Raw genomic sequence first — 11,534 nt, forward strand, 5'->3', positions numbered from 1 at the left:
GCGGATGCGCCCTGTCTTGCACGGTGATGTCAGCACCGCGGCGCGCGCCTTGTTGGCCGCGCCGCACATGGACCGCGACCGGCTTTGCGCCCGAATGATCGCCGAAGCGGAACTGGCTGATGATCATGTCTCGAAAACCGGTCGACTGCACCCGATTTATGGGAACGGTTCATTGATGGCAGCTGCGCTGGGACGGAAACTGGTTGATGAACCGGGGTTCGATGATTTGCAGTATTGTCAGTGTTTCGAAACGGTTCTGCGCCACCTGATCCTGTTTCTGACTAACCCGAAGCGCAGCTGACGCATTTGCTGGCCGCGAGGTCCAATTCCAGTCGACCATGCGGGATCTCCTCTCCGCAATCCTCGCAATAACCGAATTCCCCTTCTTCGATGCGGGCGAGCGCGGTTTGCAAACGCAGGACTTCCAGATCGCGCCGAGCCTGCTGCGCCTTGGCCATGGCCTGGTTTTGCAGTGCATCCATGCGGCTAAGGCGACCGATTGCCTGTTGGTCCAGCTCTACAACCGATTGCGCGTCCTGCCCCGAGGCAGACTGCGCATCCAGTTCGGTCAGGCGATCACGAATGCGGCGCGTGAAATATTGCAGATTGGTCTCGTTCATTTTTTGTTGCAATGCTCATCAAGGGTTTGCGTTTGGCCTTTTTGGGCCTAGATGGCTATTCTAGGCGCAGGAAAGGATCAAAAGCTATGTTCGAAAAGCGCAGCCACGTGACACCCGTCGATCCGGTTTGGGATCGCATCACCTCTGAGGCCCAGGCAGCCGTGGAGAAAGAGCCGCTGATGGGTGGGCTGGTGCACGCCTGTATCCTGCATCATCGCAGCCTTGAACGTGCCCTGTCTTACAGGATTTCGGCAAAACTGTGCTCGAACGAGATGTCGATGATGGTTTTGCGTGAAATCGTGGACGAGGCCTATGCCGACGATTCCGACCTGATCGAGGCCGCGCGCGCCGATCTGATGGCGGTCTACGAACGTGATCCGGCCTGCCATCGGCTACTGCAACCGGTGCTATATTTCAAAGGCTATCAGGCCATGCAGGCCTACCGGGTGGCACATTGGTTGTGGAGCAAAGGTCGGCATGACCTGGCATATTTCTTCCAGATGCGCTCGTCCGAGATATTCGGGATCGATATTCACCCGGCCGCAAAGATCGGCAAGGGCATCATGATCGACCACGCACACTCCATCGTGATCGGTGAAACCGCCGTGGTTGGGGATAATGTTTCGATGCTGCATTCGGTTACGCTGGGCGGCACCGGCAAGGAAGAAGAAGATCGCCACCCCAAAATCGGCAATGGCGTTCTGATCGGGGCCGGGGCCAAGGTTCTGGGCAACATCGAGGTCGGCCATTGCAGCCGAATCGCCGCTGGATCGGTTGTGCTGCAAGAAGTACCCGCCTGCAAAACCGTGGCTGGTATACCGGCCAAGATCGTAGGTGAAGCCGGGTGCGACCAGCCGGCGATCTCCATGGATCACATGTTGGGCAAGGATCAGTAACTGACCACCCCGATCACTGGCCCGAGCGGTTGTTTCTTCGGTTCAACCGCTTTTGCCGCCGCTTCTCACGCCTCTGTTTGCGCAATTCCATTCGCCGTTCCCGCTCTGCTTTTTGTTTGGCGATCTCGGCAGGGTCGGTCGATTTGAAGCTGGAGTTTTCACCCGGGTAACTGTTGGGCTTTGCACCGGACTTTGTTGGTATCGATAGTGTCAGCAGGGAAAGCAGAACAAGAGCAGTGGCTGATTTGGCGAAGATCATGAAACACCTGTCACATACGAAATGGAGGTGTTTCGAAGTTGGCGCGCGTTCGGTCACAAGCAAGCTTGTTTCGGGTCACGTTTGCTCACGTCATTGAATTGAGCAGGCGGGGACGCCGGGAAACAGCCCGGCGCGCCCCTTTCAAAGAAAGTGCCTAGGCCAGCATGACCATCGGGTTTTCGAGGTTGTCGACAATCGCCTGAAGCAACTGCGCACCCAGGGCGCCGTCGATGACACGGTGATCAACCGACATGGTGACCGACATCACGGTTGCCACTGTCAGTTCACCGTCATCACCCACAACGGGTTTTTTCAGACCTGTGCCAACCGCCAGAATGCCCGCATGTGGCGGGTTCACGATGGCGTCGAAATTGTCGATGCCGAACATGCCGAGATTCGAAACCGCGAAGGTACCCCCCTGATATTCATGCGGGGCAAGCTTGCGTTCGCGTGCACGACCTGCAAGGTCCTTCATCTCGGTCGACAGCGCAGAGAGTGACTTGGTGTCGGCATCCTGCAGCACGGGTGTGAACAGACCGCCTTCGATGGCAACCGCAACGGCCACGTCCGAGGGTTTCAGTTGCAGAACCCGATCGCCCGCCCAGACGGCATTGCATTCGGGGACCTGTTGCAGCGCGTTGGCCACGGCCTTGATGATGAAATCATTGACGCTGAGCTTCACGCCGCGCGCTTCCAACTGCTTGTTCAACTGGCTGCGGAATTTCAACAGTGCGTCCAGCTTGATGTCGCGGCGAAGGTAGAAATGCGGGATGGTCTGTTTGGCCTCGGACAGGCGTGCGGCGATGGTCTTGCGCATACCGTCCAATTTGATTTCCTCGTACTCGCGGCCTTCGTACATTCGAGCCACCGCGTCTGCCGAGGGGCCAGCCGGAGTGGCGGCAGCCGGAGCTGCTGCGGCGGGTGCAGGGGCAGCAGCCGCAGCGGACGCAGTTGCGCCTTCGACGTCGGCTTTGACGATACGACCATGAGGACCGGAGCCGGTGATCTGCGCCAGGTCGAGTCCTTTCTGCGCTGCAATCCGACGGGCCAAGGGGGAGGCAAAGATGCGACCACCATCCGCCTTGACCGGAGCAGCCGGGGCAGGGGCAGACGCCTCGGACGCCGCAGGGGCGGCGGCCTCGTTGCCCGCGGCGGCAGGAGCCGCCTCTGGTGCTTTGGCGGGCGTTGCGGCGATATCATCGGCGTTTTCGCCTTCTTCCAGCAGAACCGCGATTGCGGTGTTGACCTTCACGCCCTCGGTGCCCTCGGGGATCAGGATTTTGCCGATTGTTCCTTCGTCAACGGCCTCAAACTCCATCGTGGCCTTGTCGGTTTCGATCTCGGCCAGCAGGTCGCCGGAGGAGACGGTGTCGCCCTCTTTGACCAGCCATTTGGCAAGCGTGCCCTCCTCCATCGTCGGTGAAAGGGCGGGCATCAGAATTTCGGTGGGCATCTGTCTGTCGCTCCTTACCGGTAGGTCACTTGTTTGACGGCGGCGATCACCTCATCGGTGGTGATCAGGGCCAGCTTTTCGAGGTTCGCGGCGTAGGGCATCGGAACATCCTTGCCGGTGCAGTTGATGACCGGTGCGTCGAGATAGTCGAACGCCTCTTGCATCACCACGGAGGAGATGTAGCTGCCGACCGAGCCTTGCGGCCAACCTTCTTCCACGGTCACCAGACGGTTGGTCTTCATCACCGAATTGATGATCGCACCGGTATCCATCGGGCGGATCGTGCGCAGGTCAATGACTTCGGCATTGATGCCTTCCTCGGCCAGTTTGTCGGCGGCTTCCAGAGCGAACTGCATGCTGATGCCGAAGCTGACGATGGTAACGTCTGAGCCTTCGCGCCATATGCGAGCCTTGCCGAGCGGGATCGCCAAGTCATCCACTTGCGGCACGTCGAAGGAACGGCCGTAAAGGATTTCGTTTTCCAGGAAGACCACCGGGTTTGGGTCACGAATGGCCGATTTCAACAGGCCTTTGGCGTCGGCTGCCGAATAGGGCATCACGACTTTCAGTCCGGGAACCTGCATGTACCATGCGGCGTAGTCCTGCGAGTGTTGTGCTGCCACACGGGCCGCCGCGCCGTTGGGGCCGCGGAACACGACGGGGCAACCCATCTGACCGCCGGACATATAGAGTGTCTTGGCGGCAGAGTTGATGATCTGGTCAATCGCCTGCATCGCGAAGTTGAAGGTCATGAACTCGACAATCGGTTTCAGCCCGCCAAAGGCAGAGCCGACTGCGATACCGGTAAAGCCATGTTCGGTGATCGGGGTGTCGATCACGCGTTTGGGGCCGAATTCGTCCAGAAGACCTTGCGAGACTTTGTACGCCCCCTGGTATTCAGCGACTTCTTCACCCATCAGGTAGACGTCTTCGTCACCGCGCATCTCTTCGGCCATTGCGTCGCGCAAAGCTTCGCGAACAGTTTGCTGTGCCATCTCGGCATCGGTCGGCCAATCGGGCGAGAGGTCTACGACCGGTGCCGCTGGTGCTGAGGCAGGAGCGGCAACCTCAACCGCCGCGGGGGCGGCCTCGGCCACCGCTGCGATTGCAGGCGCAGTCGCGGGCAGGGCAGAGGCGTCTTCGCCTTCTTCGACCAGGATCGCGATGGGGGTGTTGACCTTAACCCCTTCGGTGCCTTCGTTGATCAGTATCTTGCCGACGATGCCTTCATCGACGGCCTCGAACTCCATCGTGGCCTTGTCGGTTTCGATCTCGGCCATGATGTCGCCGGACGATACGGTGTCGCCTTCCTTGACCAGCCATTTGGCCAATGTGCCCTCTTCCATCGTGGGCGAAAGGGCGGGCATGAGAATTTCGGTTGCCATGTCTTATTCGTCCTCTCAGGCGTAAATGTCGGTCCAGAGCTCGTCCAGCGACGGCTCGGGGCTTTCTTTCGAGAATTCGGCGGCCTGGTTGACGACCTCTTTGATCTCCTTGTCGATCGCCTTCAGGTCATCTTCTGTCGCGTGTTTGCCGGTCAGCAGCAGCTCGCGCACATGTTCGATCGGGTCGCTTTGTTCACGGACCTTCTGAACCTCCTCACGGGTGCGGTATTTTGCCGGGTCGGACATCGAGTGGCCGCGATAGCGGTAGGTCTTGATCTCCAGGATGTAGGGGCCTTTGCCCGCACGACAGTGCGCAACGGCCTTTTCACCGGCGGCTTTTACGGCCAGCACATCCATGCCGTTAACGATCTCACCCGGGATGCCAAAGGCCTCGCCCCGGTGATAGATGTCCTTGGTCGAAGTCGAGCGCGCTTGCGCAGTACCCATGGCGTATTGGTTGTTCTCGATGACAAATACCACAGGCAGTTCCCAAAGGGCCGCCATATTGAAAGTCTCGTAGACCTGTCCCTGGTTCGCTGCTCCATCACCGAAATAGGTAAAGGTCACGCGCCCGTTTTCCTTGTACTTATCGGCAAAGGCCAGACCTGCCCCCAGCGGTACCTGCGCGCCGACAATGCCGTGGCCGCCATAGAAGTGCTTTTCTTTCGAGAACATATGCATCGAGCCGCCCTTACCCTTGGACAGGCCCCCGATGCGCCCGGTCAGTTCGGCCATCACACCGCCAGGGTCCATGCCGCAGGCCAGCATGTGCCCGTGATCGCGGTACGAGGTGATACGCTTGTCACCTTCTTCGGCCGCGGCCTCGAGACCGACCACAACTGCCTCCTGACCGATGTAAAGGTGGCAAAAACCGCCAATCAGTCCCATTCCGTAGAGTTGACCGGCCTTTTCCTCGAATCGGCGGATCAGCAGCATCTCACGGTAATAGGTGGTAAGTTCTTCCGCAGAAACATTTGGTTTCTTTGTGGTTTTTCGCGCAGCCATAGTGGCGATCTCCCCCTTTCGGCAAGATAGTTTAGCGTTAAACTATCTCATAAAGCATTTGGGCCGATCTGGCGAGAGTAAATGTGACGTGGCGTCGGGTCGGGCCGAAATTTGCTGTTTATCGTTGCAGATATTTGGAGCTCGAAGAGAATTGGGCAGGTCGGGCCGTTTGATCATCGATAGTCTCAAACGCATTGCGTGGAATTCAGCGAATGACGATTTCGTCTGCCCGGATCATACCCAGAACCGAACGCGCCTGTTGATCCAGAAGATCGAGATCCAGGTAAGTGTCAGACAGGCGGCGGGTCAGGTTTTCCATTTGGTCGATTTCACCCTTCAGCTCGGTCAGGTTGCGCGAAAGGGCGTCCCGTTCGGCTGCAATCTCAACCCGGCGAAACAAGCCATAATCGCCTTGCACGGCGGCGAAGGTAAAATAGACGCCAAGCATGAACGCGATCGAAAAGAAAACAACGGCACCCAGGCCGGGACGATGAGAACGGGTCACTGCGTTAACCACCGAATGAAACTGCCTCGAAAACGTGCCCTTACCGGGCATCTGAAATCACTATGTCACAGGTGATTCGCGTTGTGAATCCCCCGTGAGGCAAAAAAATCGTTCTCTGTTTCGGTTCAGAAAAAAAGCGCCCGGGCAGAACGCTTTTTTGTGTTCCTTACCGCTCCAGTGCGGCAACGCCGGGCAGTGTTTTGCCTTCCATCCATTCCAGAAACGCGCCGCCGGCTGTAGAGATATAAGAGAAATCCTTGGCTGCGCCTGACGCGTTCAGCGCAGCAACGGTATCACCACCACCCGCGACCGAAATCAGTTGACCGGATCGCGTAAGGGCGGCAGCTTTCAGCGCGGCTGCGTTGGTTGCGGCGTCGAAGGGTTCGATTTCGAACGCACCCAGCGGACCATTCCAGATAAGCGTCTGGCTTTTGGCGAAGATGTCGGTGATGGCTGCAACGCTGTCCGGACCCGCGTCCAGGATCATGCCGTCCTCTGTGCATTGGTCAGCTGGTAGGACCTGATGCGGTGCGTTGGCTTCGAACTTCTCGGCAACGACAACATCATCGGGCAGAACGATTGTACAGCCCGAGTTTTCAGCCTTGGCCAGAATCTCGGCCGCAGTGTCCTTCATCGCGGTTTCAGCCAGCGACTTCCCGACATTCAGACCTTTGGCGACAAGAAAAGTGTTCGCCATGCCGCCGCCGATGACAAGGTAATCCACCTTGTCAATCAGGTTGCCCAACAGTTCCAGCTTGGTGGAAACCTTCGCCCCACCAACGACCGCCGTAACCGGGCGTTTCGGTGCGCCCAGAGCGCCTTCCAGCGCCTCCAGTTCAGCCTGCATAAGCCGGCCTGCGCAAGCAGGCAGCAGGCGCGCGATGGCCTCGGTCGAGCTGTGGGCCCTGTGCGCGGCCGAGAAAGCGTCGTTGCAATAGACATCACCCAGCTTTGCCATACCGGCCGCGAGGTCGGCGTCGTTCTTGGTTTCGGCTGCATGAAATCGGGTGTTCTCCAGAAGCAGGACCTGACCCGGCTGTAGCTGTTCAGCCGCCAGTTCAGCCTCGGTGCCAACGCAATCGGCGGCAAAAAGAACCGTGGCACCGAACGCGTCCTCAAGGGTCGGGATCAGTTGTTTCAGCGAGAGGTTCTCGCGCCGCTCTCCGCCGGGGCGGCCAAAATGGGCCAACAGGATCGGCTTGCCCCCGGCGCCCAGAATGTCGCGCACTGTCGGCACGATCCGCTGAATCCGGGTGGCGTCGGTCACGACACCGTCCACAACGGGCACATTGATATCGACGCGCACCAGCACGCGTTTGCCGTTCAGGTCCATATCGTCCAGCGTTTTCCAGCCCATCGTGCGATCCTCGTGAATAGTAACAGATTTAGGCGGTTCTTTTCCTGCATTTTGCCCTCAGGTCAATGCGTCACTTGGCATTCATGCGCGTGGGGAATAGGTATTTGCGCAAGACAAACGACAGGAGGGCCTCATGGCCGAGATCAAGGATCCCGAAAACACAATCATCATCGAGCTGAAAGACGGCAATGTCGTCGTCGAGCTGTTGCCGGACGTGGCCCCGCAGCACAGCGCCCGGATGAAAGAACTGGCGCGCGGTGGTGAATATGACAACGTGGCCTTTCACCGTGTGATTGACGGGTTCATGGCGCAGACGGGTGATGTTCAGCACGGTGACATGGAAGACGGGTTCAACCTGCGTATGGCGGGCACCGGTGGGTCTTCGCTGCCGAACGTACCGGCAGAATTTTCGAAGCTGCCCCATGACCGCGGCACACTGGGCGCTGCGCGTTCGCAGAACCCGGATTCGGCAAACTCGCAGTTCTTCATCAACTTCAAGGACAACCACTTCCTGAACGGCCAGTACACGGTGTACGGTCGCGTCATCGACGGGATGGAGCATGTGGACGCCATCGTTCGTGGTGAGCCGCCTGCAAGCCCCGACCGCATGATCAGCGTCAAGGTGGCTGCAGATGTTTAAGCTGGCCTCCGCGTTTGCTCTGTTGGCCGGTCCGGCGCTGGCAACCGGATTGCAGATCGAGATCGAAGGCGAGGGGGCAAACGGCACCGTTACGGTCGATCTGTTCGAAGACCTTGCACCCAAGCATGTGGAACAGATTACGGCGATTGCTGCGGCGGGTCAGTATGACGGGGTCGTTTTCCACCGCGTGATCGAAGGATTTATGGCCCAGACCGGCGATGTCCAACATGGTCGCCTGGGTGGCGACATGCGCCGGGCCGGTACTGGCGGATCGGATCGTCCCGACTTGCCGGCCGAGTTTTCGGACTACAATTTCGATCGCGGTGTTGTCGGCATGGCGCGGGCGCAGGATCCCGACAGCGCCAATTCGCAGTTCTTCATCATGTTCGAGCCGGGCCCTTTCCTGAACGGTCAGTACACGGTCGTTGGTCAGGTCACTGACGGCATGGACGTGGTGGACGCCATCAAGCGGGGGGACGGCCCCAACGGCGCGGTGATCGGACAGCCGGATGCGATGAAAAAGGTCACCGTCACAGAATGACGCTATGCCCGGCGCCTGAAACGACGCCGGGCATTTTTCTTCCGCGGGACGTGTCTTGCTCCGCTTGCGTCACATCCGCGTGTACCGGGCTGGTCAGAGCTTCGCACCGGGGGCAAACTGATGCCTGAAGGGCGGAATGGTCCGGTGCGCATAATCATTGCTGTCTTGCTGGTTTTTCTCAACACGGCTGCACAGGCCGAACCTGAGTCGTGGCGCGGCGAATGGCCGGACACCGACTTTAACCTGACCAATATCAGGAGCTGGGCCGAGATTCAGTCCGGCGGCCCTCCCAAGGACGGAATACCGGCCCTGAGCAAGCCAGAATTTGCCCGTGCCTCGGGGGTTTCTGCAATTGCCCCTTCCGAGCCCGTCATCACGGTTGAACTGCCGCGCCAGACGCCGCGCGCCTATCCGATCCGGTATCTGATTTGGCACGAAATCGTGAATGACCGCATCGGAAGAGTTCCGGTCGCCGTCACCTATTGCCCCTTGTGCAACTCGGGCCTCGTCTTCGACCGTCGAACGCCGCAGGGCATTCTGACTTTCGGAGTAACCGGCAAGTTGCGAAATTCGGATATGGTCATGTATGACCGCGAAACACAAAGCTGGTGGCAACAGGCGACCGGCGAGGCAATTGTCGGGCGCATGACGGGCCGCCAGCTCAGGGCGCTGCCGGCTTGGATGGAAAGCTGGGCAGAATACACAGCCCGCAATCCCGATGGTCTGGTGATGACGGAACCCGCGTTCAACCGGGATTACGGGCGTAACCCATACCGGGGCTACGATACGTCGCGCCGGCCGTTTCTGTATAGCGGTGAGCTTCCACCCCACGGTATTCCCCCGCTCGAACGTGTTGTCCGTGTCGGTGATCGGGCGTGGCCACTGACGCGGCTCAGCCGCGAAAATGTGGTGCGCGAAGGTGGCGTGATCATTCATTGGGTTCCCGGTCAGGCCTCGGCACTGGATGCAGGGCGCATATCGAAGGGTCGGGATATCGGGTCAATACGTGTCCGTGACGGACAGGGAAGGGATGTGGTGCACGATGTAATGTTTGCCTTTGCCTTTCATGCTTTCTGGCCGAATGGCAAATGGATGCTTGGTGGTCGCCAATAGCGACCACCATCGAGAAAATGTCAGTCGTCTGGCGACATCACCTTCCATATGATCGCTCCAACGGCCCCTCCGATCAGTGGTGCAACCCAGAACAACCAGAGTTGCGCCAATGCAGGGTCGTCCGCGAACAGGGCGACTCCGGTCGATCGAGCCGGGTTCACGGAAGTGTTCGTCACCGGGATCGAGATCAGGTGGATCAGCGTCAGCGCAAGGCCGATGGCAATGGGGGCAAAGCCCGCAGGGGCCCAATCGGAGGTTGCTCCCAAAATGATCAGGATGAAGAACGCTGTCAGGACAATTTCGATAACCAGCGCCGATGTCAGCGAATACCCTTCGGGCGAAGCATCTCCGTACCCGTTTGAGGCAAAGCTACCGACCCCGTCGAAGCCGGGTGCTCCGCTGACAATGAGATAAAGCACCAGTGCCGCCGCAATCGCGCCAAGTACCTGCGCGACCCAATAGGGCAGCAAGTCCTTGGCTGGAAAGCGCCCGCCTATCATCAGCCCCAGGCTGACCGCTGGGTTGAAATGCCCGCCTGAGATATGACCGACCGCAAAGGCCATGGTCAGAACCGTCAGACCAAAGGCGAACGATACGCCCAGCCAGCCGATGCCCACGTCGGCGACACCCGCCGCCAGTACCGCGCTGCCGCAGCCACCCAGAACCAGCCAGAAGGTGCCAAAGAATTCAGCCATGAGTTTTGATGCCATGAAAAGTCCTCCAGAAAACAACGACTTTAAGGTTAATTCAAAAAGCATGTTTTGTGAAATTGTGAAAGGTGGGCAAGTTTTGCCTCGACCAGCCAAACGAAGGGCCTGATCGCAGAGGTATTACGCGGCTTTTGGTCTGTGTCGACAAGCTCGGCAACGGTTCGGATTGAAAACCGGCTCATCCATTCGGGCACCGGCTGGACAATCGGCGCATGAATTGGTGATCAGGCGAGCAGGTCCGCCTCGGGCGCTTCCACGAAAGTGTAGGAATGCGTGTTGATGTCACCGCTCCAGCGCCAAAGGGCCACAAAACCCTCGGGGCCGGTGCGAAAGGCGTGAGGCATCAGGCTGGGATGGTGGATCATGTCGCCAGAACCGCGCATCTGTATGTCGTCGCCGGCTGTCCACAATGCCCGGCCTGCGACGATGACATAGGTTTCATCGGCGTCATGCAGGTGGAGAGGGTAATAGCTGTTCGGACGCATATAGACCAATCCAAGACGGACATCCGGTGCGGGAATCGGTCCTTCGGGGGCCATCAGCGACGCAACGCTGATCATGGCGGCAATTCCGGCTTCGGTGTTGTCTTCGACAGGGTTTGAGCCCCAGGGCAACAGCGTGTGCGCATTCAAAGCTGCCGCTGCAACCGGGTGTTGGCTGTTGGCCAGAACTGTTCGGATACCCGCATCCAAAAGGCACGGTTGAACCGCGTCAAATGCGCGTACCGGAGGTGTGTTCACAAGTGCACGTGCCGAATGCGGTCCCATCGGATCGGACTCTGCCTGGTATACATCCGATATTGCTTGCAGCAGTTCTTCGAACTTTTCATTGCAGACCATGGGCTCGCGCACTCCTGAGATCGCCCCATCTGACGGTACGTGCCCTAGGATTCTGCGGATAAAACGACGCCGACAGGTCGATTTCGAACCTTCGAAAGGAAAATCTGGTTCCTGTCGCCAATATTTGGCGCAATCCCGGAGGTGCAGGAATGTCAGTCCGGTGCGAACCGGAACCTGCTTCCTGTTTGAACCGCATCCTTGGCGAAGCAGC

At 58.8% G+C, this 11,534-nt stretch carries 13 protein-coding genes; 5 read left to right on the top strand and 8 right to left on the bottom strand.

Annotated elements, in window-relative coordinates; genetic code table 11:
* Positions 1 to 4 precede the first annotated feature (4 nt).
* A complete protein-coding gene (locus AC2TEL_RS09680; protein WP_480843142.1) occupies positions 5 to 301 on the top strand; it encodes a DUF7742 family protein in 297 nt (98 codons plus the stop codon).
* On the opposite strand, the gene AC2TEL_RS09685 is transcribed toward AC2TEL_RS09680, so the two are convergent.
* Complete coding sequence (locus tag AC2TEL_RS09685; RefSeq protein ID WP_480843141.1) at positions 282 to 620, bottom strand: TraR/DksA family transcriptional regulator; 339 nt, start codon at positions 618 to 620, stop codon at positions 282 to 284. The two genes, AC2TEL_RS09680 and AC2TEL_RS09685, sit on opposite strands and share 20 nt — an antisense overlap.
* An 86-nt stretch (positions 621 to 706) precedes the next feature.
* On the opposite strand from AC2TEL_RS09685, the gene cysE reads away from it, so the two are divergent.
* The gene (gene cysE, locus AC2TEL_RS09690) at positions 707 to 1,516 is read left to right on the top strand and encodes a serine O-acetyltransferase (protein ID WP_480903433.1); all 810 of its coding nucleotides are present in this window, start codon (positions 707 to 709) and stop codon (positions 1,514 to 1,516) included.
* A gap of 413 nt (positions 1,517 to 1,929) precedes the next feature.
* Here the strand turns inward: cysE and AC2TEL_RS09695 are convergent, their stop codons facing one another.
* From AC2TEL_RS09695 to AC2TEL_RS09715, 5 genes are all read right to left on the bottom strand, one after another.
* Entirely contained in the window at positions 1,930 to 3,228 is a 1,299-nt protein-coding gene (locus tag AC2TEL_RS09695) for a pyruvate dehydrogenase complex dihydrolipoamide acetyltransferase (RefSeq protein ID WP_480903436.1), read from the bottom strand.
* A gap of 14 nt (positions 3,229 to 3,242) precedes the next feature.
* On the bottom strand, positions 3,243 to 4,613 hold the full coding sequence (locus tag AC2TEL_RS09700; RefSeq protein WP_480903438.1) for a pyruvate dehydrogenase complex E1 component subunit beta: 1,371 nt from the start codon (positions 4,611 to 4,613) through the stop codon (positions 3,243 to 3,245).
* A 15-nt stretch (positions 4,614 to 4,628) separates the two neighbouring features.
* Complete coding sequence (gene pdhA, locus AC2TEL_RS09705; RefSeq protein WP_480843136.1) at positions 4,629 to 5,618, bottom strand: pyruvate dehydrogenase (acetyl-transferring) E1 component subunit alpha; 990 nt, start codon at positions 5,616 to 5,618, stop codon at positions 4,629 to 4,631.
* Between the two features lie 205 nt (positions 5,619 to 5,823).
* Positions 5,824 to 6,123: an FtsB family cell division protein gene (locus AC2TEL_RS09710; RefSeq protein WP_480903440.1), complete on the bottom strand. Its 300-nt coding sequence runs from the start codon at positions 6,121 to 6,123 to the stop codon at positions 5,824 to 5,826.
* A gap of 166 nt (positions 6,124 to 6,289) precedes the next feature.
* Positions 6,290 to 7,480 carry a phosphoglycerate kinase gene (locus tag AC2TEL_RS09715; protein WP_480903443.1) on the bottom strand — a complete coding sequence of 397 codons (1,191 nt, stop codon included), beginning with the start codon at positions 7,478 to 7,480 and terminating at the stop codon, positions 6,290 to 6,292.
* Between the two features lie 133 nt (positions 7,481 to 7,613).
* Between AC2TEL_RS09715 and AC2TEL_RS09720 the strand changes: the two genes are divergently transcribed.
* The 3 genes from AC2TEL_RS09720 (at position 7,614) to AC2TEL_RS09730 (ending at position 9,774) form a co-directional block, all read left to right on the top strand.
* A complete protein-coding gene (locus AC2TEL_RS09720) occupies positions 7,614 to 8,120 on the top strand; it encodes a peptidylprolyl isomerase (protein ID WP_480903446.1) in 507 nt (168 codons plus the stop codon).
* Positions 8,113 to 8,661, top strand: a complete 549-nt coding sequence (locus tag AC2TEL_RS09725; protein WP_480903448.1) for a peptidylprolyl isomerase — start codon at positions 8,113 to 8,115, stop codon at positions 8,659 to 8,661. Before AC2TEL_RS09720 ends, AC2TEL_RS09725 begins: the two co-directional genes overlap by 8 nt.
* A gap of 120 nt (positions 8,662 to 8,781) precedes the next feature.
* Positions 8,782 to 9,774 carry a DUF3179 domain-containing protein gene (locus AC2TEL_RS09730; protein ID WP_480903451.1) on the top strand — a complete coding sequence of 331 codons (993 nt, stop codon included), beginning with the start codon at positions 8,782 to 8,784 and terminating at the stop codon, positions 9,772 to 9,774.
* Between the two features lie 20 nt (positions 9,775 to 9,794).
* Here the strand turns inward: AC2TEL_RS09730 and aqpZ are convergent, their stop codons facing one another.
* Positions 9,795 to 10,484: an aquaporin Z gene (aqpZ, locus tag AC2TEL_RS09735; protein WP_480903453.1), complete on the bottom strand. Its 690-nt coding sequence runs from the start codon at positions 10,482 to 10,484 to the stop codon at positions 9,795 to 9,797.
* Positions 10,485 to 10,708: 224 nt separating this feature from the next.
* The gene (locus AC2TEL_RS09740; RefSeq protein ID WP_480843129.1) at positions 10,709 to 11,323 is read right to left on the bottom strand and encodes a dimethylsulfonioproprionate lyase family protein; all 615 of its coding nucleotides are present in this window, start codon (positions 11,321 to 11,323) and stop codon (positions 10,709 to 10,711) included.
* Between the last annotated feature and the right edge of the window lie 211 nt (positions 11,324 to 11,534).

The sequence above is a fragment of the Ruegeria sp. HKCCD9138 genome (assembly GCF_057220975.1).